Genomic DNA, 25,691 nt, shown 5'->3' on the forward strand with positions numbered 1-25,691 from the left:
CGGAGTGGGCCATGCGAGTGACTTCCTGTGTCCTGGCTCACAGCGCGACGTCCGAGCATCGTCGACGGCGCATGGTCCAGACCTATTGACTTATTGGTCTAGTCCTCTTAGCCTCTCTGTCACTCCATGGACCAGTCCCCCGCCGCATCCCCGACCGGACGTCAACACAGCCCGGACGGCTTCGGGTTGAGCGGCGACAGGTCTCCCGGCGGCGGTTCACCGGCCCTTGCCGCCGCCGGGCCCCTCGCCGCCTTCCCCCGCCCCACCCCCGGGACTCACCTCTGGCCGGCGGGCGTGAACAGTTCGTCCTGCGCCGCGTCCCGCGCGGTCAGCAGTGCGCCGTGGAGCACCCCCGCGCCGCCGAGCCGGCCGGCCCGGACCTCGGTCATCAGCGGTGACAACCCGTTCAGCCGCCGCTCGACCCGCTTCGCCAGCGCCTCTCCGCCCGCGTGCCCGATCTCCCCGCCGAGCACCACACAGCCGGGGTCAAGCACGGCGACGGCCGCCGCGACCCCGACCGCGATGCGCTCGGCCAGTGCGTCCAGGAAGGCCTGTGCGCCGGAGAAGGAACCGGCGTCAGGAAGAGAACGGGCATCCAGGAGGGACCGTGCATCCGCGGTATCGGTGCCGGCCGCCGCGGCCGCCCGGACCGCGGACTCCGCATCACCCCGCAGCCCGCACTCCTGCGCGAGCCGGGCCACCGCGGCTCCGCTCGCCAGCGAATGGAATCCCCCCTCGCACCGATCCGCGGCGGGCAGACCGTCGGTGCCCGGCACCGGCAGAAAGCCGATCTCCCCGGCACCGCCCGAGGCCCCTCGCCGCAAACGGCCGTCGAGGACCAGCGCCGCACCGACCCCCTGGCCGAGCCAGAGCAGCACGAAGGTGTCCCGGTCGCGGGCGACCCCGAGGCGCTGCTCGGCGACCGCGGCCAGATTGGTCTCGTTCTCGACGAGCACCGTGGCGGGCAGCCGCAGTTGCAGGGCGGCGACCAGTCGGCGATGCCAGGCGGGCAGACCGGTGGAGTCCCTCAGTTCCCCCGTCGTGGGATCGATCAGCCCGGGTGCGCCGACGACGGCGGTGTGGAGCCGGTTCGCGCCCGCTTCGGCCGCCGTGCGTTCCAGCAGGGCGACGGCGCGTTCGACGGCCGGCCCGGTGTCCGTGTCCCCGCCGATCGGCAGTGTCGCCTCGGCGAGCGTCGCACCGAGCAGATCGGCGACCGCGACCGAGACACCCTGGGTGCGCACATCGAGGGCCGCGAGGTGGGCCTGATCGGCGACGATCCCGTAGAGCCGGGCGTTCGGGCCCCTGCGCTGCGCGCCCGCCTCGCCGACGACCCGGATCAGACCGGAACCCTGCAGCCGGTCCACCAGATCGGCGACGGTCGGCCGGGAGAGCCCGGTCAGGGTCTTCAGCTGCGTCGCCGTCAACGGGCCTTCGTCCTGCAGCAGTCGCAGGGCGAGCCGGTCGTTGATGGCCCGGGCGGTGCTCGGGGATGCGGGCATACCGGCGATCCTTCCAGAAGACCTCGCCGGCCCAGTGCCGCGGAGACTATTTATCAGGCAGGGTTCCTGATAATTTTACGTCCACGGGCAGCCCATGGGGAGGACGGCGCCGATGCCGAGCGAAGTGACCTTCGACCCACGGCAGTTGAACCGGGCGCGGTATGCCGTGGCGGCTGTCTTCTGTGTGCACGGCGCGGTGACCGGCAGCTTCGCCACCCGGATCCCCTGGATTCAGGACCATGCCGGGGTCGGGGCGGGACAGCTCGGCCTCGCGCTCGCCTTCCCCGCGATCGGGGCGTCGCTCGCGATGCCGCTCGCCGGAGCCGTCAGCCATCGCTTCGGTGCACGGGCCGCGCTGCGCGGACTGCTGACGCTGTGGACCCTCGCCCTCACGCTCCCCACGCTGTCGCCGAATATGTACGCGCTGTGCGCCGCACTGTTCGTGTACGGCGCCACCGCGGGGATGTCCGACGTCGCCATGAACGCGCTCGGCGTCGAGGTCGAGAACCGGCTCGACCGCTCGATCATGTCCGGTCTGCACGGGATGTGGAGCGCGGGCGCCCTGATCGGCTCCGCGGCGGGCACCCTCGCCGCCCATCTGGGCAGTGACGCACGGCTGCACCATCTGGTGGCTTCCCTGGCGCTCACCGCGCTGGGGCTGCTGGCCTGCCGGCATGTGCTGGATCTGCGCAGCGCCCCGGACACCGATCCGCCGCCGCGCTTCGCGCTGCCGCCCCGCTCGGCGGTGGTCATCGGCGCGATCGGCTTCTGCGGGGTGTTCGCGGAGGGTGCGAGCCTGGACTGGTCGGCGGTCTACCTGCGGGACGCACTGGGGACGTCGGCCGGTCTCGCCGCGGCTTCGACCACGGCGTTCGCCCTCACCATGGCGGTGGCCAGACTGCTGGGCGACAGGATCGTCGACCGGTTCGGACCGGTCCGTACCGTACGCGTCGGCGGGGTGCTGGCGACGGCGGGCGGCGTGCTGGTCGTCCTGGCCCCGCATCCCGTCGTGGCGATGGCCGGATTCGGGTGCATCGGGCTCGGTGTCGCGGTCGTCGTGCCACTGGCCTTCGCGGCGGCGGGACGCAGCGGCACGAATCCGAGCCTGTCGATAGCGGGTGTCGCCACGATCACGTACACCTCGGGGCTCATCGCCCCTTCGGCCATCGGCGGGATCGCCGATCTGACGTCGCTGGCCGTGTCGTTCGCGCTGGTGACCGTGCTGGCCTTCGGGCTGGTCGCCGGAGCGGGAGTGCTGCGCGGCAGCACGCGAACGGCCGCCGCCGACTCCGGGGTCACGGCCAGGGCGGCCGCACCGGAGATCCAGGCGTGAAGACGGCCGTCCGCAGCACCGGAGTTCAGACCACCCGGTGACCGGGCACGGGCATCGTGGCCCGCACCCGGCCGCCGCCGAACCCGCTGACGCGGATGACTCAGCCGAGCTTCTTCATCTGGGCGTCGATGACGGTCTTCGGCTGCTCGGCCTTGCCCGCGAAGCTCTGCGCGAGGAAGGAGGCGACCGTGCCGCCCTTGCGGACCACGACGAGGTGCGCCGTGCCGGTCTCGCCCTCGAGGTCCACGCTGAGCGTGAAGGCCACGGACTCCTCGCCCGCCGTGTAGGAGGCGGGCTCGACCTTGGTGATCTTCGTCTTGTCGGCACCCGCGATCAGGGTGAAGCCGCCGGTGCAGTCGGCCCCGGCCTTCTTGTAGGCGGCGACGGCGTCCGCGGCCCCCTTGCCGTCGTAGGAGCTCAGCGTGTCGGCCGTGACCGTGGCACCGAGGGCTCCGAGGGCGGCCTTCGCCTTCTCCTCCGGAGAGGCATTGGCACCGGGGGCCTTGGGGATGCCCACGATCTTCCGGCTGGCGGTCGCGCCGGGAGCTCCTACCGGCCGCAGGGCCATGGTGTCGACCAGGGTCTTGCACTCGGGCTTGTCACCGGTGACGGACTTCGCCGCGGCGAGGTCGGCCGCGTTGGGCTTGGCGATCTTGTGGTTCTGCAGATCGCTCTCGGCCAGGATCAGCTTCTCCACCTCGGCCTGGGACAGGGCCTTCGCCGCCGGCTCGGCAGCCGCCCCCGACGAACCGCCCTTGGACGAGTCCTTGCCGGCCGGCTCCTCGGAACCGCAGGCGCTGACGAGCATGGCCAGGGAGACGGCGGATACCGCGACGGCGGCGCGGCGGACGGTGATGCGACGCATGAGACTGCTTCCTTCTCGATCGGTGAAAAACGTTCCCCCCGCGACGAGTCCACCCAGCAGTACTCACGCGGAATCTGTTGCATGGTCAACTTAATGGCCGTACCGACGCGAGGACCTGCGGGGAGCCTTCGGCGAACGGATCGTGATCATGGCGCAATATCAGCTGTACACAACCGAGACGAACCGGAGGGCAACCCTCCTCGCGGCGGACGTCGAGTTCACCGGCGGATGCCGACCTCACCGGCCGACACCGACCTCGCCGCGCGCGTCTCGGCGCCGCTCAGCCCGTCGCCAGGTCGAAGGCTTCATCCGGACTGAAGGTGCCGGCCATGCCCCGGCAGCCGTCCGACTCACCGGGCAGTTTGATCCACAGATAGGCGTCGATGCGTGACTCCGCGGTCCGGGTCGTCGGCGCCCGGCCGAGCGCGCGCCCGGACGGATCGCACCACACCCCGGCCTCCGGTGCGCCGTTGCCGTTGCGGCTGGTGTCGATGACGGCGCCGAGGTGCGCGGGGCCGCCCAGCGCGTCCAGCACCTGCCTCGCGTAGCGGGCCTCGTCGGCCGTGCGCCGGAAGTTGGACACATTGGTGAAGACGCCGTCCCCGCTGGTCGCCGCCCCGGCGGCGCGCAGCAGCCGGGCCATCACCGCCGGGGGGTGCCATCCCGAGTGGCCCGCGTCGAAGTAGACCTTCGCCCGGGAGTTGGCGGCCTGCAGGGTGCGGCCGGCCCTGGCCAGCGAGGCGTTGCGGGCGGCCCGACCGCCGTCGGAGAGGCAGTCCGACAGCGCCAGCGAGTCGGGTTCGAGGACGACGATCACGGGTCCGGTCCCGAGGCCGTCCGCGAACTCCCCGATCCATCCGTCGTAGGCGGCGAGATCGGGCGCCCCGCCCTGGGACGCGCCCCCGCAGTCCCGGTCGGGGATCGCGTACGGCACGAGGACCGGGACCCGCCCGGCAGCCGCGGCCGCGGAGGTCACCGCGCTTACCTCACGGGTGATCTCGCCCGGGTTGTACGCGGTGAACCACACGGCGGCGGGCCGGTCCGCGATCCGCGACTCGATGAGCGGTCTGCGCGGGTCGTCCGGGTGGGCGCGTACCCAGTCGAGGACCTGCGACTCGGGGTGCCGGTACAGCGGTCCGCCGCCGGGGACCGGCCCCGGCGAGGCGGCTTGCGGCGCCCGCGGGGCGGATCGCGGGTTCACCTCCGGCGAGGGTCCGGGTGAGGACGGAGGGGACGAGGTGAGGGACGGGGCGGGCAAGGGGCCCGGGCGCACGGTCGACGGCACGGCCGTCGGTGAACTGCCCGTCTCCACACGCACCGTGTCGCGCGCGGTGCCCTGCCCGGCCGTGCCACCCGCTGCGGACACCAGTCCCGTGACCGTGCCCACGACCACGACCGCCGAGGCCCCTGCGGCCATGAATCCGCGGCGCGCCGCGCGGCGCCGCTCGATCCGCTGCGCCCGCCGCCGGATGCGTACGCCTGACACCGTCCGTTCCCCCCTGTGCCGAAGGCCCTCACCGGGCTCTCTGGTGGCCGCCCGTCATCCGGTCCTTCCCCCGTTCCGGGGAAGCCCGGGCCGGGCGGCACCCGTCCGAGCCTAGGACTGGGACGCTGCCTCCATGGCCCAGACCGAAGAGTTCGCAGCACACGTCGACGCCCCCTGCGGGCCTGGTGATCCCTCGGTCGGCCCGGTGGTGACGCGGATGCGCGCGCTCCGCTCGCGCTGGCCGGCACACGACGGCGTCGCGGTCTTCAACCGGGTGTACCTGGCGGTCACGGAGGAGCTCGGCCGGCGAATCGGCCGCGGGGAGTTCCCGGACCGGCGATCCGCCGTCACGCTGGGCGTTCTGTTCGCCGAGCGCTATCTCGACGCCGTCGAGGAGACCTCGGCGGGAGGCCGGGCGCCGGCCTGCTGGCGTCCGCTGTTCCAGTACCGGTGCCATCCCGGCGTACGTCCACTGCAGTTCGCGCTGGCCGGAATCAACGCGCACATCGGCCACGACCTCGCGCTCGCGGTCGTCGACACCTGCCGTAGGCTCGGCTGCGAACCGCCGCGACTGGAGGGGGCGTTCGACCGCGTGGGTGACATCCTCACCCTGCTGGAGGAGCGCATCCGCGAAGATCTGATGCCCGGTCCCGATCTGCTGGAGATCGCCGACCCCGTCACTCATCTGCTGGGCTCATGGAGTCTGGAGCGGGCCAGGGACGGCGCGTGGTCGGCCGCCCGGCTGCTGTGGAGCATCAGGGAACTCCCGGAACTGACCGATGAGTTCACCGAGAGGCTGGACGCGGGTGTCGGGCTCGTCGGGCGCTGCCTGCTCACCCCCTGGCCCCTGAGGTGACGCCCGCTGCGCGCCCCGACGCGAAGGAGCACAGATGACGATCCGGCTCGGACTCGGCCTCCCCCAGATGAGGCAGTACGACATCGGCCGCGACATCCCCGCGGTGGCCAGGGCCGCGGAGGAAACCGGCTACGACAGTCTGTGGGTGTTCGAGCGTGTGCTGTTCCCCGAGCCGATGGTGCACGGGCTGTACGGCATCCCCGGTCTGGCCTGGCCCGACGCCTACCGCGCGGTGGCGGATCCGCTGGTGTCGCTGACGCTCGCCGCGGCGGCGACGGACCGGGCGAGGCTCGGCACGAGTGTGCTGATCGCGCCCCTGCACATCCCCTTCCAGCTGTCGCGCGCCCTCGCCTCGCTGGACGCGGCCAGCGGCGGGCGGGTCGTCGCCGGTTTCGGCACCGGCTGGTCCGTCGACGAGTACGCGGCCGCTTCCGTCGCCCCCTTCGAACAGCGCGGGGCGGTCCTCGACGAACTGCTCGACGTCTGCCGCGCGGTGTGGGGCCCGGACCCCGTCGCATACGAGGGCCGGCTGACCCGGATCGCCCCGTCCGTGGTCGGACCCAAGCCGGCCCGGCCCATCCCGGTGCTGCTGCCGGCGCTGAGCCCGAAGGCCACCCGCCGGATGGTGGACCGGGCGGACGGCTGGATGCCGTTGGCCATGGGACCGGAGAAGCTGGCCGAGGACTGGCGGCGGGTCCGGGAGGCGGCGGCCGAGCGCGGGCGGGAGCGGCCCCTGGAGGTCGTCGTCCGTGCGAACGCGGTCTACAGCGAGAAGCCGCTGGAGGACACGGACCGCAAGCCGTTCCACGGCAGTGTGGACCAGATCGTGGCGGACCTCGCGGCCCATGTGGCTCCCGGACTGGGCGAGTTCCTGGTGGATCTGCAGGGCACCACGCGTGATGCCGAGGAACTCAAGGACGTCGCCGCCGCGGTGTACGAGGGCGTGCGGGGCGCGGGGCTCTGACCCGTTCCGCGCGGGAATCCGGGCGGATGCGGAGCCGCCGCCGACCGGGATGTCCGGCCGGCGGCGGCGTAGGCGACCTCCCGGGACCGACCGGGTCACGATCGGCGGCGGGGGCTCATCCATGGGGCACGGCTCTACGGGCAGAGCGGTTCAGTCCTCCGGCAGTTCCACCGGGGCGAGTTCGTCGAACAGGTCACCCGGACCGGGGTTGGTGGCGTCCGTGGCACCGCCGAAGTGGTGCATCACGCCCCACACCGCGTTCAGCGCCGTCTGCACCGCGCCCTCGGCCCAGCCGGCCGTCCACGAGATGTCGTCGCCGGCGAGGAAGACACCGCGCTTGTCGGCGGGCAGCCGGTCCTGCATGAAGTGGGTGAACAGGCGCCGCTGGTAGCGGTAGTGACCCGGCAGGTTGGCCTTGAACGCGCCCATGAAGTAGGGCTCGTTCTCCCAGGACACGGTCACCGGGTTGCCGATGATGTGCCCCCGGATGTCGACGTTCGGGTAGATCTCGCCGAGCGACTTGAGCATGACCTCCATACGCTCGTTCGCGGACAGCGGCAGCCACTTGAGGCTGTCGTCGCACCACGTGTACGAGAGGCAGATGACGGCCGGCTTGTCGGGACCGTCGTCGAGGAGGTACGTGCCGCGCGTCATACGGTCGGTGAGCGTCATCGACATGACGTCACGGCCCGTCTTCTCGTCCTTGTCCAGCCAGAACGGCCGGTCGACCGGCACGAACAGCTTGGACGACTCCATGTAGTGCGTCCGCTCCATCGCCGTCCAGTGGTCGATGGGGAAGAGCGAGTCATCGCAGTCGATCTTGGACAGCAGCATCCAGGACTGCGCGGTGAAGATCGCCGCCTGGTAGCTGCGGATGTCGCCTGCCGCGTCGGTGACCACGATCCGGTTGCCGGTCACACGGTGCAGACGGGTCACCGCGGGCCGCGGCTCGCCCTCGTGCAGGGACTTCAGCGAGGTGCCCTGCGGCCAGTGCACGATCTTCTGCGGCTCGCGCTCCCACAGTCGCAGCGGCAGCTGCTGGGAGCCGCCGACAATGCCGCGGTGGTGGTCGTCGGCCTCGGTGTAGACGACGCGCAGGATCTCCAGGATGGAGTTGGGGAAGTCGGTGTCCCAGCCGCCGGTGCCGAAGCCGACCTGGCCGAAGATCTCGCGGTGCCGGAAGGACTTGAACGCCTCGGAGTCGCAGAGGAAGCCGTAGAACGTCTGGTTGTCGAGCTTCTCGACGAGCCTCGCCCAGATCTCCCGGATGCGCGGGACGTCGCGCTCGCGCATGGCGCGGTTCATGTCGGTGAAGTCGGCGCCCTCCTCCAGGCAGGCGTTCCACGCGTTCATGACGTCGCGGTAGACCTGCGGGAGGTCGTCGATGGTCTCCGCGTAGTGCGACTCGCCCTTGAGATCGACGACGGTCGACGGGGTCGACTCCGCCAGCGGGTTGGGGAACGGCTCGGTCTTCAGGTCCACCAGGTCGATGTAGTGCTGCAGCGCGGTCGACGAGGGCGGGAAGCGCATGGCGCCCATCTCGGCGGTGAGCTCCTCGCCGCCCTGGGCGGCGACACCGTCGAAGCCGACGGTGCGCAGCCGTCCGCCGATCTGGTCCGCCTCGTAGACGACCGGCTTGAGGCCCATCTTCATCAGCTCGTACGCGGCGATGATGCCGGAGAGTCCGCCGCCGATCACCGCGACCTCGGCGCCGTGCTCGGTCGCCGGGATCTGGCCGAGGCCCGCCGGGTGGGCGAGGTAGTCGTCGTACGCGTAGGGGAAGTCCGGCCCGAACATGGTGATGGGCGGCTGGGCGTCGGAGTGCGGGACGGCAGTGGGCACCGTGGACGTCATGGGGGTGTTGCTCCTGGTGTGGCGGGGGCGGGGCGGCAGGTCTCAGCGGGTGAGCGACCCGTACAGGCCGGGGCGGCGGTCACGCAGATACGGGTTGGCCGCGCGAGAGGCGGCGAGGAAGTCGGGATCGGCGTCGGCGAGCACCAGGTCCTCGCCGTGGCCCGCGCGGGCCCGGGCGATGCCGTCGGGTCCGGCGAGGCAGCTCAGCCCGGCGAAGTCGAACTCGCCCTCGGGGCCGGTCCGGTTGGCGTACGCGATGTACATCTGGCTCTCGAAGGCGCGGACCGGGAGGAGCTTCTCGGCGACGAACTGGAAGGGGTTCATCAGCGCGGTCGGCACGAGCAGCAGATCGGTCCCGGCGAGGGCGTGGGCCCGTACGTTCTCGGGGAACTCGACGTCGTAGCAGATCAGCATGCCGATGCGGAGGCCGCCGAGCTCGGCCTGGACGACCTGCTCGTCACCGGGGGTGAACCACTCCTGCTCGAAGCAGCCGAAGAGATGCGTCTTGCGGTAGTTCGCGAGGGGCTCGCCGTCGGGGCCGATGAGCTGCGCGGAGTTGTAGACCCGCTCGCCGTCGCGCTCCGGGTAGCCGTAGAGAACGGCGATGCCGTGGCGACGGGCGATCCCGGCGACGGCCCGGGCGGAGACACCGGCGGCGGGCTCGGCGAGCCGGGGGATGTCGGCGCCGATCGCATAGCCGGTGAGGAACATCTCGGGGGTGACCAGCAGTCCGGCACCGGCCGCCACGGCATCGGCGGCGTGCGCGCCGAGGATCTCGAGGTTCTTCGCTGTGTCGCCGGGGGTCCCGGAGCTCTGGAGCAGGGCTGCGCGCAGCGGCGGCATGGGCGTACCTCGGAAGGGGGAACGGGGGTGTCAGGACGACGTCAAAACGGTACGTTCCGGCGCTCCACCCGGACAAGGCGAGACTGTTGCGTTCCTCGTGCCGATCCATTGCGCACATCGGCCACCCGGCGGCGATTCGTTGCGCGCGGGGTCCTCCCGCGGGTGTACCGGTCTCCCCGCCGGGCGGCGGAGGTGGTCACGACCGCGGGCCGATGTTCCGCGCGGCCCGGGCCGGAACAGTGGGTGATGGCCGGATCACCTGAGGAAAGGAAGTCATGTGAACCGACGTACGAAGGCCGTGGTGCTCGCCGCGGCGCTGCTGATCACTGTGGGGGTCACGGGCTCCGCCGCCGCCTCGGGGGATGGCGACGGAGGGGTCCACCCGCGCGAGGCGGCGGCGCTGACCGGGACGGCGAAGCTGTACCGCCCCGCCGGGGACGACATCACCTTCTCCTTCGACGCCCATCTCGCGGCGAAGGACAACATGGACCCGTACAAGGCCTACGGGACATTCCGCTTCAGCCACTACACGGCGAACGGCGGGGGCGGCTGGGCGAAGGTGAAGGTCGACTGCCTGACAACCGGGGGCAAGGTGGCGGTCGTGACGGGTGTCGTCACCGACAGCGACACCCCGTTCAAGGGGAAACGGGTCGGTGTCACCGTCCACGACCAGGGCAGCGGCGACCGTCTGGGCTACAGCTGGATCGGGGAGGGCGGGGCGGCGGACGTGCCCAGGTGCCTCAGCGCGGCACCGTTCGAAACCGTCAAGAAGGGCACCGGGGACTTCAAGGTCGTCCCATGGCAGCCGGAGTACCCGCGGGAATGAGCCTCTCGCAGGGCTGAGGATCAGCCGGGCGAGCCTGACGAGAACCGCCTGAGCAGCGGCGACAGCACCAGGACCGACTTGGTGCGCTCGACGAAGGGCTCGCCCGCGATCCGCTCGAGGACGCGCTCGAAGTGGCGCATGTCCGAGGCGAAGACCTGGACGATCGCGTCCGCCTCGCCGGTGACGGTGGAGGCGGACGCGACTTCCGGGTAGCGCTCGAGACCGCGCTGGATGGTCTCGGGCGAGGTGTTGCTCCGTGCGTAGATCTCGATGAAGCCCTCGGTCTCCCAGCCGAGCGCCGCGGGATCCACCCGCACCGTGAAGCCGGTGATGGCTCCCTCGGCCCGCAGCCTGTCCACGCGCCGCTTCACGGCGGGCGCGGACAGACCGACGAGTGCGCCGATGTCGGCATAGGAACGACGGGCATCCTCGGCGAGGGCGTGGACGATGCGTTCGTCGAGATCGTTCAGTCGCACAGGGGGTGGATCACTTCTCTGCTGTTGCCAACCGGGACCGGCGAAGGCCGTACAGGAAGTAGAACACGAGCCCGGCGACCATCCAGCCACCGAACCACAGCCAGGTGATGCCGGGCAGGCTGTACATCATGTAGGCGCAGAAGAGGAAGCCGAGGGCCGGCGTGACCGGGAAGAGCATCACCTTGAAGGTGCGGTTCATCTCCGGCCGCTTGTAGCGAAGGATGACCACGGCCACGTTGACCAGGGCGAAGGCGAAGAGCGTGCCGATGCTGGTGGCGTTGGCCAGCTCGCCCAGCGGGATGAAGGCGGCCAGGGCACCGCAGAAGAGCGAGACGATCACGGTGTTCGCCCGCGGGGCGCCGGTCTTGGCGTCGACCTTGGCGAACACCTTGGGCACCAGCCCGTCACGGGACATCGCGAACAGGATGCGGGTCTGGCCGTACAGCACGGCGAAGACGACGCTGGCGATCGCGACGACCGCTCCGGCGGCGAGCACCACGCCCCAGAAGCTCTGGCCCGTGACGTCCTTCATGATCTGCGCGAGCGCCGCCTCGGTACCCTCGAAGTCCTGCCAGGGCATGGCGCCGACGGCGACCAGGGCGACGAGGCAGTAGAGCACCGTGACGACCAGCAGCGACAGCATGATCGCGCGCGGGAGGTCCTTCTTCGGGTTCTTCGCTTCCTCACCGGCGGTGGAGGCGGCGTCGAAGCCGATGTACGAGAAGAACAGCGTGGCCGCGGCGGCGCTGATGCCCGTGACGCCCAGCGGGGCGAGCGGGGCGTAGTTGCCGGCCTTGATGCCCATGAAGCCGATGCCGATGAAGAGCAGCAGCGTGACGATCTTCACGCCCACCATGATCGAGTTGACCCGGGCGCTCTCCTTGGCGCCGCCCATCAGGAAGACCATGGCGAGCAGCACGACCACGAGGGCCGGCAGGTTGATGAAGCCGCCCTCACCGAGCGGGGCGGAGACCGACGCGGGAATCGTGACGCCGATCGTGCCGTCGAGCAGCTCGTTGAGGTACTCGCCCCAGCCGACCGCGACGGCGGCGACCGAGACCCCGTACTCCAGCACCAGGCACCAGCCGCAGACCCAGGCGACGAGTTCGCCCATGGTCGCGTACGAGTACGAGTACGAGGAGCCGGAGACCGGGATGGAGCCGGCGAGCTCGGCGTACGAGAGCGCCGAGAACAGGGCGGTCAGGCCCGCGACGACGAACGAGATCGCGACGGCGGGTCCGGCCAGGGGGGTGGCCTCGCCGAGCACGACGAAGATTCCGGTCCCGAGCGTCGCACCGATGCTGATCATGGTCAGCTGCCACATGGTGAGCGAGCGGCGGAGGCTGCCGCCCTCGCCCTGGCCGCCTTCGGCGACGAGTGTCTCAACGGGCTTGCGCCGCATGAGGCGGGCGCCGAGGCCGAGCTGCGGGCCCGCGGGCCCCTGCTGAGGGGTGACGGGCGGCGCTGCGCCGTGGTCCAACACTGGGGAGGCTCCTTATCGCTGCCTGGCGAGAGGCGGGCGACCTGGACGACTCCCCCTTAACGGATTCGCTCCGGTGAATTGCGGGCATGGCTGCGCAAGCCCTGAGCGGGGGGATCGCCGAGCAGACGGTCCCCGCCAAACTCCACGTACAGCGTGTGACCTTACGAGGCGAGCGTTCCGAACGGAAATGCACGAGCTTTGCGCATCCGCGAATGATCGTTGCGTGGTTCGGGCGACCGCGAAGGAACGTTGCACGGGCACGCAAAGCCTCACAGCTCGCGCAGCCGCTCGGCGATCTCACGCAGCAGGGAGGGGTCGTGCGAGCCCCGCTGGACCGGGGGCTCGGAGACGCGTACCAGCCCGGCCTCGACCAGGTCGGCGAGCAGCACGCGGACGACGGTGAGCGGCAGGTCCGCGTCGGCCGCGATCTCGGCGACCGGACGCGGCCCGCGGCGCACCAGGTCCAGCAGCGAGCTGCGGGCATGGTCCAGCGCAGCCGCCGGCCTTCCCTCCTGCTCGACTGCCGTGACCTGCGACATCATGTCGATGTGATGCTCGGCGGCGGGGCGGGTCCGGCCTCGGGTCACGGTGTACGGGCGCACCATCGACCCGGTCTCGTCCTCGTACCAGTGGTCACTCACGGGATCAGACGTCGGTCGCCTCGCGGACGGCGCGGGCGGGCACGGCCATATGCCGGCCCACCCGTCTGACCAGCAGGGTCATCTCGTGGGCGAGCTGTCCGACATCGGTCTCGATATCGGACAGCACCGCGAGACGGCTGCCGTCGCCGGCCGGCGTGATGAACAGGTACGCACCGTCGAGCATGACCATGGTCTGGCGGACGTTCCCCGCTCCGAAACGGTCCCCGGTCTCCCTGGCCAGGCTGTGGAATCCGGCGCAGACGGCGGAAAGGTGCTCGACGTCACGCGCCGGCAGCCCGCGGGACGCACAGGTGACCAGCCCGTCCGCGGTCAGCAGCACGGCCTGGCGGACGTGGTCGGTCCTGGCCACCAGTTCGTCGAGCAGCCAGCCGAGGTCGCCCGCGGCGGTCTGCTCGGCCGGCGCCGCCGGCGTGCGGTCTCTCGGGTCATCCATCCCGGCCCGTCCCTTCGTCACTCATGCTGTCCCGCCCGGCCGGATCGCCTTTGCGGCCCCGGTCGAGCCCTCGCTGAAACGCCCCGAAGATGGCGCGCATCTCCTCCGCGCTGACCTCCTTCGCGGGTTCGCCGCGCACTGCCTCGTCCGGCGCGTTCCGCAGCGGCGCAGCGAGCGACGCCTGCCGGACCCTCTTGGGCAAGCCCCCGGAGCCGGCGCCGCCGTCGGCCCCGGCCGGTGCCGCAGTCTCCATCGAAGCCGCCGTCGCGGTGTCCGGCTCCCCGGACCCGTACGCCGACGACGCGGCCGAGGTGGTGCCTGTCGGTGCGGGCTCGCTCGGGGTGTCCGGTCGCGACCGGCCGTCCGGGGTGAGCCCGCTCTGTGTCATCCGTACGTCGTCCTGCACGGGCGTAGCCTGCCCGCTGCCGTGCGGTCCGTCATGCCCTTGGGAATCGGGCGATTTCCCTTCGGTCCGCAGGCCGCGAGCCGCGCCTGGCTCGCCCGGAGCGCCGGGTTCCAGGGGGCCGTCCTGACCGGAGCCCGCGGTTGTGGCGTTTCGCACCCGCTGGGGCAGCGCCCTGGGCGCCGCACCCTCCGCACCCTCCGCACCGGAGGCCGAGGCCACGGCCCCGGGAGCACCGGAGGCCGAGACCACGGTGCCGGAAGCACCGGAGCCCGACGGCACGGTGCCAGAAGCAGCGGCCGGTGCCGGCTGGGGCGGCTCCGCGGCCCCGGTGTCGTTCCCCGCGCCCGGAACGGGACGGCCCGCCCCGGCCTCATCGGCCGGTCCGCCCTCCACCGCTCTCAGGCCACGGCCCGCGGAGCCGGAGCCGACGGCGGTCGTCGACGCCCTGCGCCCCGGTACCGGCAGCGCGCGGACCACGGCCCCCGAGGAGGTCTCCGGCGCCTCCTCACGGGGCTCGGGCACCTCGGTCTCCATGACGGAGGTGATCGTGTTCGGAAGGAGCACGACCGCGGTCGTACCCCCGAAGGGGGACCGGGTGAGGGTCACCGTGATGCCGTGCCGGGCCGCGAGGCGGCCGACGACGTAGAGGCCGAGGCGCTCGTCCTGCACCGGGTCGAAATCGCCGGGGCGCGCCAGTGTGCGGTGGGCCTGGTCGAGTTCGTCGCGGTCCATGCCGAGGCCGCGGTCGTCGATCTCGAGGACGAATCCGTTGCGGGCCGGGCTCGTACGCATGGTGACCTGGGTGTGCGGCGGGGAGAACACCGTCGCGTTCTCCACCAGCTCCGCGACGAGGTGCACCACATCGGCGACGGCCTCCGCGGCGACGCCGACCGGCGGCATCGTCGGTACGACCACCCGCGTGTAGTCCTCGATCTCCCCCACCGCGGCCGCCACGACGTCGACGAGGGGCACCGGCTGCCGCCAGCGCCGTCCCGGCGCCGCGCCCGAGAGAATGATCAGACCCTCGGCGTGACGCCGCATCCGGGTGGTCAGATGGTCGATGCGGAAGAGGTCCTCGAGTGTGTCCGGGTCGCTGGTGCGCCGCTCCAGCGTGTCGACGAGCTTGGACTGCCGGTGCACGAGCGCCTGGTTGCGCCGGGCGATGTTGAGCAGCACCGCGAACACCCCGCGCCGGAGCGTCGCCTGCTTGACCGCCGCAGCCACAGCGGCCCTGCGCGCCGCGTTCAGCGCATGGCCGACCTGCGCGATCTCGTCCGCACCCCGCTCGTCGTCGTGCTGGTCGTCGCCGAAGCGGATCGGCGGGGCGGCCTGGGCGGCGTCCACCTCCTCGCCCGCGGCGAGCCGTTCCATGACGTCCGGGAGCTGACGTGTCGCCAGCAGGTCGGCGGCGTCCCTGAGCTCCTCCAGCCGCCTCGCGATGCGGCGGCCCGCGGACACCGAGAGCCAGATCGAGACCACGACGGCGACGAGTCCCACACCGCCGACGACGCCCGCCTTGATCATCTCGCGATAGGCGAAGGCCCGTCCGCGATCCGCCGCGTTGAGCGCGGACTCGGTGCACAGCAGCATGTACCGCTTGACCGCGCGGTCGGTCGTCGTACGCCATGAGTCGGCGGCTATCGCCTCCCCCGCGCGGGACGCCCCGGCCCGCAGCAGTGCGTCCTCTCCGGAGACCAGCGCCCGGTACTCGGCGTCCTGCTCGAAGTCCGTGAAGAGGCGCAGTGAGTCGGCCGGGAGATCCGCGACGTAGGTCCGGTGGAAGACCCGCCGGTCCTCGATCGTGGCCGTCAGCGCGTCGTACTGGGTGTCTCCGAGGCGGCCGGCGGCCCGTGCCCCGGCGACCATGGCGTCCTCGCGGGAGACGAACTCCCGCACCCGCACCAGCTCCACCACCACCTGCGCCTCACGGGCCAGCTGACCGGCCTGCAGTGCCGTGAGGTTGGACTGCACGTCGAAGGTCGGCTCGACGACCGCGGTGTAGGCGTCCACGGCCCGGCTCCAGGACAGGTCCCGGTCGAGCACCTGCTTGCGCAGCCCCTCCAGACGCGCCGCCGCCGACTGCATCGCGTCCAGCGACTGCCGCTGGCGATCCGACAGGTCGTCGCGGCGTTCCGGGTCCGCGATGGCCTCGCGCATCGTCTGCACGGCCCGGTCGGTGGACCGTTGCTGGGCCAGATACGCGGCCGCGTCGGCCTTGCCTGCCTCGCGCTCCGCGGAACCCAGGTATCCGGCCGCCAGCCTGCGTTCGATCTGGATCTGCCCGACCGCGGTGTCGACGGGGGTGCCGAAGGTCTCGTAGACCCCCTGCAGGCGGATCAGCGCCCGCAGATCACCGGTAACGGACACCATCGCGAAGGTCCAGAGCGTCATCAGCGCGATGATCGGCAACACGGTGAGAGCCACGATCCGGCCTCGGACCGTGGGACGGCGCAATCGCCGGCGCATGAGCTCCCCAGAGCGTTCGTAACTGACTGACCAGCGGCTGTTACCGCTCGGTAGGGGCAGTCAAGCTACGCGATGCCGAGCACGGGGCGCAATGCTCCCCGCGGTAACCCTGGTGATCATGACCTCGAGGTCCGTATTGACACCGCACCAGGGCTGCTGCACGGTGCACGAAGCGGCCGACAGCAGCGGGGACGCGCCGCGACCGGGCAGGACAGGGCGCACGGACATGCGCGGGACGCCGGGATCCGGGCGCGGCACGACTCGCGCACGAGGGGGTAGGGGTCACCTTCCGTATCCGACGATCGGAGGCCCGTATGACGTCCGACACGGCGCGGGACAACGGCTGGCTCGACCCGGGGCCGTTCCTGCGCGGCATCGCCTGGCGGGACGGCGCACGGGCGGTGCGGGCCGATCCCCTGGACCTGGCCCGGCTGCCCTGGGACACCCGTGAGCGAGCGGCGCTGCCGATCGGTGTGCGGCTGGAGTTCACCGCCCCGGGCGGGGCGAGGGCGGTCCGGGTCCGCTACCGCGCCCGGGTTCCGGAGCTGACGGACGGGCTGCGCGACCTCGCCCACTGCTTCTCGCTCTGGCGGGGTGAGCGGTGTCTGTACGAGTCGTTCACCGAGCCCGCCGAAGAGGCCGCGGTCACCCTTGAACTCCCACCGGGAGAAGGGCCGTTCACCATCCACCCGCCGGAGTCCCAAGCGCCGGTGATCCTCGGGCTGCGGGGTATCGGCGGGACGGTGGCACCCGCCCCCGTACGCCCCCGCTGGGTGGTGCACGGGGACTCCATCACGGAGGGCTGGTGGTCGACCCGTCCCGCGCACTCCTGGCCGGCCGTCGCGGGCCGGGCCCTCGGTCTGGACACCGTCAATCTGGGCTACGCGGGCGCCGCCCGCGGCGAACTCCCCACGGCCCAGCAGCTCGCGACGCTCCCGGCGGATCTGCTCACCCTCGCCTTCGGCACCAACTGCTGGTCCCGCATCCCGTACAGCGCGGCCCTGATGTACGAGACGGTCCGCGTCTTCGTCTCCCTGGTGCGACAGGGGCATCCGGACACACCGCTGCTGCTGCTCTCCCCCGTGCTGCGTCCCGACGCCGAGTCGACGCCCAACGCGGTCGGCACCACGCTCGAGCAGCTGCGCACGGCGATGGAGTCCGCGGTGCGGGACCTCGTGGCGGCGGGAGACGGGCGGCTCGTTCTGCTGCCGGGCCGGGGGCTGCTGACGGACCGGCAGCTGGCCGACGGACTGCACCCGAACGACGCGGGGCACGCGCTGATCGCCTCCGCGGTGGCGGACGCCGTGCGCACGGCGGGGTTCACCGGCTCCGCGGTCAGCCCGGCCGCCTGACGGCCGGGCTGACCGGGAGGCCGCACGGCCTCCGGGCGGGATCCCGGAGACCGCGCGGCATCGCCCTTGACCGGCCTGGGGCAGCCCTGGGGGGTTTCTGATGGGTCTCCGTGGAGGAAGGAGCGGCGTCCGGTGCGTGCTCTCGGAGTGCCGGCTGGAAGCCCTCGTACGGGACGTACTTGGGCTTTCGGCCGGTGCGGCGAGAGTGAGTGCCGGGCGTCGCGACGCCACGGACATCCGTCAGAAGCCCCCTAGCTCCAGCTGGCGTGCAGCGGCTGGCCCTCGGCGTAGCCGGCGGCACTCTGGATACCGACGATCGCCTTTTCCGCGAACTCCTCGAGCGAGCCCGCACCCGCGTACGTGCACGAGGAGCGGACGCCCGCGATGATCGAGTCGATCAGGTCCTCGACGCCCGGGCGGGCCGGGTCGAGGAACATCCGCGAGGTGGAGATACCTTCTTCGAAGAGCGCCTTGCGGGCCCGGTCGTAGGCCGACTCGTCGCTGGTGCGGTTGCGGACGGCACGCGCCGACGCCATGCCGAACGACTCCTTGTAGAGCCTGCCGTCGGCGGTCTGCTGGAGGTCGCCCGGGGACTCGTACGTCCCCGCGAACCAGGAGCCGACCATCACGTTGGACGCGCCCGCGGCCAGCGCCATCGCGACATCGCGCGGGTGGCGGACACCGCCGTCGGCCCACACGTGCTTGCCGTACTTCTTCGCCTCGGCGGCGCATTCCAGCACGGCGGAGAACTGCGGGCGGCCCACACCGGTCATCATCCGGGTGGTGCACATGGCGCCGGGGCCCACACCGACCTTGATGATGTCCGCGCCGGCCTCGATGAGATCCCGGACGCCCTCGGCGGCCACGATGTTGCCCGCGACGATCGGGACCTGCGGGTCGAGGCCGCGGACAGCCCTGATCGCGGAGATCATCGACTCCTGGTGGCCGTGTGCGGTGTCCACGACGAGCGTGTCGACGCCCGCGTCGAGAAGCTGCTTGGCCTTGCCCGCCACATCGCCGTTGATGCCGACGGCGGCGGCGACCCGCAGCCTGCCCCGGTCGTCCGTGGCCGGGGTGTACAGCGTCGCGCGCAGGGCGCCCTTGCGGGTCAGGACACCGGCGAGCCTGCCGTCCTTGCCGACGGCGGGAGCGATCTTGCGGTTGGCGTTGTCCAGGGTCGTGAACGCCTCGCGCGGGTCGATGTCCGCGTCGATGAGGAGGAGGTCCTTGGACATGACCTCGGACAGCTGGGTGAAGCGGTCCACGCCCAACAGGTCGTGCTCGGTGACGATGCCGACCGGGCGCCCCTCCCCGTCGACGACGACGCCCGCGCCGTGCGACCGCTTCGGAAGCAGGGAGAGCGCGTCGGCGACGGTCTGGTGGGGCGTGAGCACGATCGGGGTGTCGAGGACGAGGTGGCGCGTCTTCACCCAGGAGATGACCTCGGTGATCACGTCGATCGGGATGTCCTGCGGGATGACGACGAGGCCGCCGCGGCGGGCCACCGTCTCGGCCATCCGGCGGCCGGCGATCGCGGTCATGTTCGCCACGACCAGCGGGATGGTGGTTCCGCTGCCGTCCGGAGAGGCGAGGTCGACACCCTGACGGGAGCCCACGGCCGAACGGCTCGGCACCATGAAGACATCGTCGTAGGTCAGGTCGTAGGGGACCGGAGAAGATGCAACAGGCCGTCCGGTGCCAGGCTCAAGGAAACGCATAAGTCTCACATTTTCACGCGAAACGTCGCAGGTCACTCCCACAAGGACACAGCAAAACGCCCCCGTGTTCGGATATTCCTCCAAGGAGGTACGGGGGCTTCCGTGCCAGGCAGTAGTAGGACCCTGCCTTACATCAAGAGATTACCCGAACGGCGGACGGAGCGGCGAACAGCTGAGCCAGGGCCACCCGCGGACCGCCGCCCCGGGCGGCTCCTCAGTCCGTGTCCCCCATGGCGACCAGCACCGCGAGCCGCCGCGGCATCGTGTCGACCGCCTGGCCGAAGACCTCCTGGGCGGTCTGCCACTCCCGGGGGCGGGCCGCCGCGTACTCCTGCCAGCGGCGGACGAGCACCAGGGTGCCCGCGTCACCGGGGAGGTCGGTGAGGCAGTCGGCGAGCGCGTCCCAGTTCCTTCCGAACCAGGCCGGCAGCTCCAGATCGCTCGCACAGCGTTCCATGAAGGCGGCCTTGTCGGTGACCCCCTGGAGATCGAGCACGGTGATGTTCCGTCCCGCGGCGGCTTCGAACAGAGCCGTGAGGGGGCTGTTCCTCATGGAAGCACTTCCCTGAAGGTCCGATAGTGATCGCTGGTGTAGTAGACCTCGCCGCCCGTGCCGGTGACAATGCGGCGAGCCCCGCGGTCGCGCTCTCCGGGGGTCTTGACGGTGTACTCGTGGTAGTAGCCGCTGCGCTGTTTCGGCAGGATCCCTTCGAAGTTCCGGAACACCGTGCCGTCCTTCGCGTACGGATACGGACCGCCCCGGTCGATGAGGCGCAGCATCTCGCGGGCTTCGGTGGGCAGTTCGGCCACTCGGACGGTGCCGAGCCGGGCCGTCGTCGGCGCCGGGCGCCCGGCATCGGTGCCGGTGGAGCAGCCGGTCAGCAGGAGCCCGGTGAACAGTGACAGGAACGTGAGAAGCCGCAGGAGCGGCCTGGGCAGCATGGCGAGATGCTGCCACGCTCGCGTGGTACGGGCGGTGAACGTGGGGCCGGGCGGGTAGGGAATGCCCCGTGCAGCACAACGACGAGACTCGCAGCGACCGGACGCGGACCGAGCGGACGCGCACCGACCAGGCATGGCAGGCCCCCGGCCCGGTCCAGGAGCAGGGCCAGGACCGGGACAGGGAGAGGGCCCGGAACGAGGACCGGGACCGGGGCGGGGACCAGGAGCGCATCCGCCGCGGCATCCGGCAGGAGGCCCGTCAGGAGGCCGCCAGACTCACCGCCGAGAGCGCCCATGGCGTCGCCCTGACCTGGGTCGACAACGCCGGACTCACCCGCGTCAAGACCGTCCCGGTCGGCCGGCTGGCACAGACCGCGGTCAGGGGCGTCGGCATGTCGCCCGTCTTCGACGTCTACCTCGTGGACGACTCGATGACCACGAGCCGCCGTGTCGGCGGCCCCGACGGCGATCTGAGACTGCTGCCGGACCTCGGCAGGCTCACCGTGCTCGCCGGTCAGCCCGGCTGGGCGTGGGCGCCCGTCGACCGCTACGACCAGCAGGGACGGCCGTACGCCGGCTGTCAGCGGCTGTTCGCCCGGCGTATGGCCCGGCTCGCGGCGGAGCGCGGCGTCGAGCTGCGGATGGGCTTCGAGACCGAGTGGGTCGTGCAGCGTGACGGTGCGGCCGCCTGCGGCGGACCGGCCTACGGGATGGCCCGGGTCGCCGAGCTCTCCGACTATCTGGACGAGGTGATGCGCGCGCTCGTCGCCCAGGGCGTCGAGGTGCTCCAGCTCCATCCGGAGTACGTCGCCGGGCAGTTCGAGGTGTCGGTGGCACCGTCCGATCCGGTGGACGCCGCCGATCTCGCGGTGCTGGTGCGCGAGACCGTGCGGTCGGTGTCGCTGCGCCACGGGCTGACACCGCTGTTCGGACCGGTGGTGGAGGCGGGAGGCGTCGGCAACGGGGGCCATCTCCACCTCAGTCTGTGGCGGGACGGTAGGAACCTCTGCCGGGGCGGCGACGGCCCCTTCGGGATGACCGCCGACAGCGAGGCGTTCCTCGCGGGCGTGCTGGACGCGCTCCCGGCGCTCCTGGCGATCGGCGCCCCCTCCCCCGCCAGCTATCTGCGGCTCGAGCCGTCCCGCTGGGCAGGTGTCTTCCAGTGCTGGGGCCTGGAGAACCGGGAAGCCGCGCTGCGCTTCATCACCGGTGCGCCGGACGATCCCGACGGAGCGAACGCCGAGGTCAAGTGCTTCGACGCGGCGGCCAACCCGTATCTGGTGGTGGGCGCGGTGATCGCGGCCGGCCTCGCCGGGCTCGCTGCCGGAGCGGTGCTGCCGGCTCCCGTCCAGGGCGATCCCGCCGCCGACGACGCCTCCGGCGGCTCTTCGGGCACCGGTCCGGCACCGGCGCGGCTGCCGCGTTCACTGCCGGGAGCGCTGGAGCACTTCGAGCGCTCGGCTGTGCTGCGGGAGGCGCTCGGCGAGACGTTGTTCGAGGCGATCGCCGCCGTACGCCGGGCCGAGACCGAGCTGTTCGACGGAAAGTCCCCGCAGGAGATCGCCGACGCCACGCGCGGGCGGTACTGAATGCCGCTCACGCTGCCTCCGCTCGTCGACCACCACTGCCACGGGGTGCTGCGCCGGGAACCGGACGCGGAATCCTTCGCCTCGTACCTCACCGAGTCGGATGCCCCCGCCGCGCCCGGGACGAGCTTCTTCGACACCCAGCTCGGTTTCGCGGTGCGGCGCTGGTGTCCGCCGCTGCTCGGACTGGAGCCACACTGTCCCCTCGAGCGGTATCTGGAACGTCGGCGCGAACTGGGCCAGGAAGAGGTGACCCGCAGGCTGCTGCGGGCGAGCGGCACCGGCACGTATCTGATCGACACCGGGCTGCCGGGCGATCTGACGGGGCCCACCGAGCTCGCTGCGCTCGGCGGGGCGGAGGCACGGGCGATCGTGCGGCTGGAGTCACTCGCCGAGCGGACCGCGGACGCCTGTCACAGCGCCGACGACTTCGTCGAGGTCTTCGACCACGCCGTCACGGCGTCCGCGCGTACCGCTGCCGGATTCAAGTCGATCGCCGGCTACCGCCACGGCCTGGGGCTGGACCCCGAGCCACCGGGGGACGCGGAGGTACGCGCCGCCGCGGGGCGCTGGCTGGACGCCCGTCCGCCGGGCGGCCGGCTCACCGACCCGGTGCTGCTGCGTCATCTGCTCTGGTCGGCGGTGCGCACCGGGCTGCCGCTCCAGCTGCACACCGGTTTCGGTGATCCCGATCTTCGCCTGGACCGCTGCGATCCGCTGCAGCTCACGGACTTCATCCGGGCCGCCGCCCCCTACGGCTGCCCGCTCGTGCTGCTGCACGGCTACCCGTACCACCGCCACGCCGCCTATCTCGCCAACGTGTTCACGCATGTGTACGCGGACGTAGGCCTGGCGCTCGCCCACACCGGAGCGCGTGCCGAGGCGGTCCTCGCCGAGGCTCTGGAGCTCACCCCGTTCGGCAAGCTTCTCTATTCGAGCGATGCCTATGGCCTGCCCGAGCTGTACGTGGTCGGAGCCCGGGTCTTCGAGGAGGCGCTGGACCGGCTCATCGGTGCCTGGACCGCCTCCGGCGCCTGGTCGGACGAGGACGCCGGACGCGTGGCACGGCTGCTGGCCGCGGACAACGCCCGCCGGCTGTACGGTCTCGGCCCCGCGGATCCGCGTCCGGCGCCGCAGCCGGCACAGGGCGGGGAGCCCGTCAGACGTCCGGGTCGGCCCGCTCCAGAGCCGGACGCGGGCCCGGGAGGAACTCGGTGAGCAGGAAGTCGGCCGCGGAGGTGTCGGTCACCAGGCTCGTCACCAGCCCCGAGCGCAGGACCGCGCCGATCGCCGCCGCCTTGCGCTGGCCTCCCGCGATCGCGACGACCTCGGGAATACGGCGCAGCCGGTCGGCCTCGACGGTGATGCAGCGCTCGCCGAGGTCGCGGCCGACGCGGCGGCCGTCGGCGTCGAAGAGATGGGCGGACATCTCCGCCGCGACGCCGAGCGAGGCGTAGTGGGCGCGTTCCTCGTCCGAGAGCATGTCGTGGACGGTCGAGATGCCCGGCTCCCAGGAGCCGATGGAGACGCAGGCGACGGTCACCTTGTCGAAGTACTCGAAGGCGCGCGCGATGCCGGTCTGATTACGCAGGGCGGCCGCGGTGGCCGGGTCCGGCAGCAGCATGGGCGCGTAGATCGGATGCGCCTCGCCGCCGGAGACCTGGGCGGCACGCCGCACGGCCTCCACCGAGCCGCGCTCGGCGGTCCCGGCGTCGTACACACCCGTCAGCTGTACGACGGTGCACGGTGGCAGCCGGTCCAGCGCCGCCGCCATGTGGATGGTCGAGCGCCCCCAGGCCAGACCGAGGACATCGCCCTCGGTGACCAGCTCGCCGAGGAGGTCCGCGGCGACCTCGCCGAGGTTCTCCGGGTCGGGAGACTCGTCCTCGCCCTCCGTCGGCGACTCGACGACCACGGCGTGTCGCAGGCCGTAGCGGGCGCGGAGCGCGTCGGAGCGCTCGGCGTCCAGCTCGGCGGGCACACGGATCTCGATCCGTACCAGATCGCGCTCGAGCGCCGTCTCCAGGACCCTCGCGACCTTGAAGCGGCTGACGCCGAACTCCTCCGCGATCTGGATCTTGGACTTGCCCTCGAGATAGAAGCGACGCGCCATGGCCGCCGCCTGCACCAGCTCCGCGGGTCCCATCCGCAGGGCTGGCCGTCCCGCCGACATTGCAGACACCGCGCTCTCCTCACTGCTGTTCACACTCCGGAACCGTCATCCTGTCAGATCCGGAGCTTGTCGATCAGCCCGGTCGGGCCCCGTTCACGTAAGCGTGGCTCAGTGGTCGCATGCCCAGGGTGCCGACGCAATCGTCCGGTCCGCCATGTCACGCAGTGTGCGGACCGCCTGCGCGGGGTCCTCGGCCCCGTACACGGCGGAACCCGCCACGAAGACATCCGCTCCGGCCTCCGCGCACTGCTCTATCGTCGCCTCCGAGACTCCTCCGTCGACCTGGAGCCACAACTCCAGTCCGTGCTTGTTGATCAGCTCCCGGGTGCGGCGGATCTTCGGCAGCATGATGTCCAGGAAGGCCTGGCCGCCGAAACCGGGCTCCACGGTCATGATCAGCAGCATGTCGAGCTCGGGCAGCAGGTCCTCGTACGGCTCGATGGGCGTGGCGGGCCTGAGAGCCATCGACGCACGCGCACCCTTCGCCCGGATCTCCCGCGCCAGCCGCACCGGTGCCGCGGCGGCTTCCACATGGAAGGTGACGGACCCGGCGCCGGCCTCGACGTACTGCGGAGCCCAGCGGTCCGGGCTCTCGATCATGAGATGGCAGTCGAGCGGGGTGTCCGTCGCGCGGCTGAGCGACTCGACCACGGGCACGCCCAGCGTCAGATTGGGCACGAAGTGGTTGTCCATGACATCGACATGGAGCCAGTCGGCCCCTTCGACGGCCTTGGCCTCCTCGGCGAGGCGGGCGAAGTCGGCGGAGAGGATGCTGGGATTGATCTGGGCCATGTGCCAAGACTGCCATGCGGCCGCACCGGCTTGCGCGGGAGGACCACAAGGCCGGGCAACCGGGGGCTGCCGACGGGCCTGGCCGGGCACCCGCTGGCTCCCGGCGCGCTTGACCGGGCATCCCGGGGCCTGCGGGCGGGCCCAGCCCGGCACCGGGGCCTCGTCGAAGCAGCGTGCCACACGGACGACCGGGCCCTCCCAGGCACCGGCACGCTGCCCGCCGGGCCCGGGTATGCCCGGGTAGTGGAATGCCGTCGTGATCTCACAATCCCCTTGCGGGGCATCTCCACCGCACGCGGCGGCACTGGCTCGGTAAAAGTCACGTCGATATCCGGCCATTTCTCGCGCACTACTGCCAGCGCCGACGGCAGGAGTTTCGCGGGGCCATCGAGGAAAGACGCGAGCGGCAACCGGCCGGTATGCGGGCCACCAGTACCTGCCATCCCCTCCGCCGCGACTCCGACAAGGATTCCCACGGTGTGCCGGACCAGCATTCCGCCGGCCACGGTCGGCCCCACGGACCGGCCCACGCGGGCGGGCACCGGCATCTCCACGGAGTTCCCAGGCCCCTTTGTCCGCCGACCGACCGCGGCCTGACCACAACCGAGCGAGGCCACCGTCACCGCCCTGCCGGGGTCGCACGACACTGCTTCCGTCTGAACGCGGCATGCCA

At 71.7% G+C, this 25,691-nt stretch carries 22 protein-coding genes; 7 read left to right on the forward strand and 15 right to left on the reverse strand.

The window, feature by feature from the left end:
* Nucleotides 1-275: 275 nt before the first annotated feature.
* Nucleotides 276-1,502 (reverse strand): ROK family transcriptional regulator, encoded by a 1,227-nt coding sequence (locus ACTWOL_RS05935; protein WP_474295047.1) that lies wholly within the window; start codon nt 1,500-1,502, stop codon nt 276-278.
* Nucleotides 1,503-1,614: 112 nt separating this feature from the next.
* Here ACTWOL_RS05935 and ACTWOL_RS05940 point away from each other — a divergent pair, with 112 nt between their 5' ends.
* A complete protein-coding gene (locus ACTWOL_RS05940; protein ID WP_474295049.1) occupies nt 1,615-2,835 on the forward strand; it encodes an MFS transporter in 1,221 nt (406 codons plus the stop codon).
* Nucleotides 2,836-2,935: 100 nt separating this feature from the next.
* On the opposite strand, the gene ACTWOL_RS05945 is transcribed toward ACTWOL_RS05940, so the two are convergent.
* Together ACTWOL_RS05945 and ACTWOL_RS05950 are read right to left on the reverse strand one after the other, a co-directional pair.
* Nucleotides 2,936-3,700: a hypothetical protein gene (locus ACTWOL_RS05945; protein WP_474295051.1), complete on the reverse strand. Its 765-nt coding sequence runs from the start codon at nt 3,698-3,700 to the stop codon at nt 2,936-2,938.
* Nucleotides 3,701-3,980: 280 nt separating this feature from the next.
* Nucleotides 3,981-5,186, reverse strand: a complete 1,206-nt coding sequence (locus ACTWOL_RS05950; protein ID WP_474295053.1) for a glycoside hydrolase family 6 protein — start codon at nt 5,184-5,186, stop codon at nt 3,981-3,983.
* 133 nt (nt 5,187-5,319) lie between these two features.
* Here ACTWOL_RS05950 and ACTWOL_RS05955 point away from each other — a divergent pair, with 133 nt between their 5' ends.
* A complete protein-coding gene (locus tag ACTWOL_RS05955; RefSeq protein WP_474295055.1) occupies nt 5,320-6,042 on the forward strand; it encodes a DUF5995 family protein in 723 nt (240 codons plus the stop codon).
* Between the two features lie 34 nt (nt 6,043-6,076).
* Complete coding sequence (locus ACTWOL_RS05960; protein ID WP_474295057.1) at nt 6,077-7,006, forward strand: LLM class F420-dependent oxidoreductase; 930 nt, start codon at nt 6,077-6,079, stop codon at nt 7,004-7,006.
* 150 nt (nt 7,007-7,156) lie between these two features.
* On the opposite strand, the gene ACTWOL_RS05965 is transcribed toward ACTWOL_RS05960, so the two are convergent.
* Both ACTWOL_RS05965 and ACTWOL_RS05970 read right to left on the reverse strand, forming a co-directional pair.
* On the reverse strand, nt 7,157-8,860 hold the full coding sequence (locus ACTWOL_RS05965; RefSeq protein WP_474295059.1) for a flavin monoamine oxidase family protein: 1,704 nt from the start codon (nt 8,858-8,860) through the stop codon (nt 7,157-7,159).
* 42 nt (nt 8,861-8,902) lie between these two features.
* Complete coding sequence (locus ACTWOL_RS05970; protein ID WP_474295061.1) at nt 8,903-9,703, reverse strand: carbon-nitrogen hydrolase family protein; 801 nt, start codon at nt 9,701-9,703, stop codon at nt 8,903-8,905.
* Nucleotides 9,704-9,980: 277 nt separating this feature from the next.
* Here ACTWOL_RS05970 and ACTWOL_RS05975 point away from each other — a divergent pair, with 277 nt between their 5' ends.
* Nucleotides 9,981-10,529, forward strand: coding sequence for a hypothetical protein (locus ACTWOL_RS05975; RefSeq protein ID WP_474295063.1), 549 nt, complete (start codon nt 9,981-9,983; stop codon nt 10,527-10,529).
* Between the two features lie 20 nt (nt 10,530-10,549).
* On the opposite strand, the gene ACTWOL_RS05980 is transcribed toward ACTWOL_RS05975, so the two are convergent.
* The 5 genes from ACTWOL_RS05980 to ACTWOL_RS06000 form a co-directional block, all read right to left on the reverse strand.
* Nucleotides 10,550-11,005 (reverse strand): Lrp/AsnC family transcriptional regulator, encoded by a 456-nt coding sequence (locus ACTWOL_RS05980; protein ID WP_474295065.1) that lies wholly within the window; start codon nt 11,003-11,005, stop codon nt 10,550-10,552.
* Between the two features lie 10 nt (nt 11,006-11,015).
* Entirely contained in the window at nt 11,016-12,488 is a 1,473-nt protein-coding gene (locus tag ACTWOL_RS05985) for an amino acid permease (RefSeq protein WP_474295067.1), read from the reverse strand.
* Between the two features lie 269 nt (nt 12,489-12,757).
* Nucleotides 12,758-13,129, reverse strand: a complete 372-nt coding sequence (locus ACTWOL_RS05990) for a DUF742 domain-containing protein (protein ID WP_474295069.1) — start codon at nt 13,127-13,129, stop codon at nt 12,758-12,760.
* A gap of 4 nt (nt 13,130-13,133) precedes the next feature.
* On the reverse strand, nt 13,134-13,583 hold the full coding sequence (locus ACTWOL_RS05995) for a roadblock/LC7 domain-containing protein (protein WP_474295071.1): 450 nt from the start codon (nt 13,581-13,583) through the stop codon (nt 13,134-13,136).
* Complete coding sequence (locus tag ACTWOL_RS06000; RefSeq protein WP_474295073.1) at nt 13,576-16,413, reverse strand: sensor histidine kinase; 2,838 nt, start codon at nt 16,411-16,413, stop codon at nt 13,576-13,578. Before ACTWOL_RS06000 ends, ACTWOL_RS05995 begins: the two co-directional genes overlap by 8 nt.
* Nucleotides 16,414-16,769: 356 nt before the next feature.
* On the opposite strand from ACTWOL_RS06000, the gene ACTWOL_RS06005 reads away from it, so the two are divergent.
* Nucleotides 16,770-17,807 carry a GDSL-type esterase/lipase family protein gene (locus ACTWOL_RS06005; RefSeq protein ID WP_474295076.1) on the forward strand — a complete coding sequence of 346 codons (1,038 nt, stop codon included), beginning with the start codon at nt 16,770-16,772 and terminating at the stop codon, nt 17,805-17,807.
* 251 nt (nt 17,808-18,058) lie between these two features.
* Here ACTWOL_RS06005 and ACTWOL_RS06010 read toward each other — a convergent pair whose 3' ends face one another.
* The 3 genes from ACTWOL_RS06010 to ACTWOL_RS06020 form a co-directional block, all read right to left on the reverse strand.
* Nucleotides 18,059-19,525 (reverse strand): GuaB1 family IMP dehydrogenase-related protein, encoded by a 1,467-nt coding sequence (locus ACTWOL_RS06010; RefSeq protein WP_474295079.1) that lies wholly within the window; start codon nt 19,523-19,525, stop codon nt 18,059-18,061.
* Nucleotides 19,526-19,739: 214 nt separating this feature from the next.
* Nucleotides 19,740-20,078: a barstar family protein gene (locus tag ACTWOL_RS06015; protein ID WP_474295081.1), complete on the reverse strand. Its 339-nt coding sequence runs from the start codon at nt 20,076-20,078 to the stop codon at nt 19,740-19,742.
* Nucleotides 20,075-20,467, reverse strand: a complete 393-nt coding sequence (locus tag ACTWOL_RS06020) for a guanyl-specific ribonuclease (RefSeq protein WP_474295083.1) — start codon at nt 20,465-20,467, stop codon at nt 20,075-20,077. Before ACTWOL_RS06020 ends, ACTWOL_RS06015 begins: the two co-directional genes overlap by 4 nt.
* Before the next feature lie 68 nt (nt 20,468-20,535).
* Between ACTWOL_RS06020 and ACTWOL_RS06025 the strand changes: the two genes are divergently transcribed.
* Nucleotides 20,536-22,056, forward strand: coding sequence for a type I glutamate--ammonia ligase (locus tag ACTWOL_RS06025; RefSeq protein ID WP_474295085.1), 1,521 nt, complete (start codon nt 20,536-20,538; stop codon nt 22,054-22,056).
* On the forward strand, nt 22,057-23,271 hold the full coding sequence (locus ACTWOL_RS06030) for an amidohydrolase family protein (protein WP_474295087.1): 1,215 nt from the start codon (nt 22,057-22,059) through the stop codon (nt 23,269-23,271).
* Here the strand turns inward: ACTWOL_RS06030 and ACTWOL_RS06035 are convergent.
* Both ACTWOL_RS06035 and rpe read right to left on the reverse strand, forming a co-directional pair.
* The gene (locus tag ACTWOL_RS06035) at nt 23,213-24,226 is read right to left on the reverse strand and encodes a sugar-binding transcriptional regulator (RefSeq protein ID WP_474301093.1); all 1,014 of its coding nucleotides are present in this window, start codon (nt 24,224-24,226) and stop codon (nt 23,213-23,215) included. The two genes, ACTWOL_RS06030 and ACTWOL_RS06035, sit on opposite strands and share 59 nt — an antisense overlap.
* A 108-nt stretch (nt 24,227-24,334) precedes the next feature.
* Nucleotides 24,335-25,018 carry a ribulose-phosphate 3-epimerase gene (gene rpe, locus ACTWOL_RS06040; RefSeq protein WP_474295089.1) on the reverse strand — a complete coding sequence of 228 codons (684 nt, stop codon included), beginning with the start codon at nt 25,016-25,018 and terminating at the stop codon, nt 24,335-24,337.
* Nucleotides 25,019-25,691: the final 673 nt, after the last annotated feature.

The organism is Micromonospora sp. IBHARD003, from assembly GCF_056106285.1.

Excerpts from the sequence above, each read along its gene's own strand:
- ACTWOL_RS05935 (WP_474295047.1), bottom strand. The coding sequence starts at position 1,502 with ATGCCCGCATCCCCGAGCACCGCCCGGGCCATCAACGACCGGCTCGCC.
- ACTWOL_RS05940 (WP_474295049.1), top strand. The coding sequence starts at position 1,615 with ATGCCGAGCGAAGTGACCTTCGACCCACGGCAGTTGAACCGGGCGCGG.
- ACTWOL_RS05945 (WP_474295051.1), bottom strand. The coding sequence starts at position 3,700 with ATGCGTCGCATCACCGTCCGCCGCGCCGCCGTCGCGGTATCCGCCGTC.
- ACTWOL_RS05955 (WP_474295055.1), top strand. The coding sequence starts at position 5,320 with ATGGCCCAGACCGAAGAGTTCGCAGCACACGTCGACGCCCCCTGCGGG.
- ACTWOL_RS05960 (WP_474295057.1), top strand. The coding sequence starts at position 6,077 with ATGACGATCCGGCTCGGACTCGGCCTCCCCCAGATGAGGCAGTACGAC.
- ACTWOL_RS05965 (WP_474295059.1), bottom strand. The coding sequence starts at position 8,860 with ATGACGTCCACGGTGCCCACTGCCGTCCCGCACTCCGACGCCCAGCCG.
- ACTWOL_RS05970 (WP_474295061.1), bottom strand. The coding sequence starts at position 9,703 with ATGCCGCCGCTGCGCGCAGCCCTGCTCCAGAGCTCCGGGACCCCCGGC.
- ACTWOL_RS05995 (WP_474295071.1), bottom strand. The coding sequence starts at position 13,583 with ATGGATGACCCGAGAGACCGCACGCCGGCGGCGCCGGCCGAGCAGACC.
- ACTWOL_RS06005 (WP_474295076.1), top strand. The coding sequence starts at position 16,770 with ATGACGTCCGACACGGCGCGGGACAACGGCTGGCTCGACCCGGGGCCG.
- ACTWOL_RS06010 (WP_474295079.1), bottom strand. The coding sequence starts at position 19,525 with ATGCGTTTCCTTGAGCCTGGCACCGGACGGCCTGTTGCATCTTCTCCG.
- ACTWOL_RS06015 (WP_474295081.1), bottom strand. The coding sequence starts at position 20,078 with ATGAGGAACAGCCCCCTCACGGCTCTGTTCGAAGCCGCCGCGGGACGG.
- ACTWOL_RS06020 (WP_474295083.1), bottom strand. The coding sequence starts at position 20,467 with ATGCTGCCCAGGCCGCTCCTGCGGCTTCTCACGTTCCTGTCACTGTTC.
- ACTWOL_RS06030 (WP_474295087.1), top strand. The coding sequence starts at position 22,057 with ATGCCGCTCACGCTGCCTCCGCTCGTCGACCACCACTGCCACGGGGTG.
- ACTWOL_RS06035 (WP_474301093.1), bottom strand. The coding sequence starts at position 24,226 with ATGTCGGCGGGACGGCCAGCCCTGCGGATGGGACCCGCGGAGCTGGTG.
- rpe (WP_474295089.1), bottom strand. The coding sequence starts at position 25,018 with ATGGCCCAGATCAATCCCAGCATCCTCTCCGCCGACTTCGCCCGCCTC.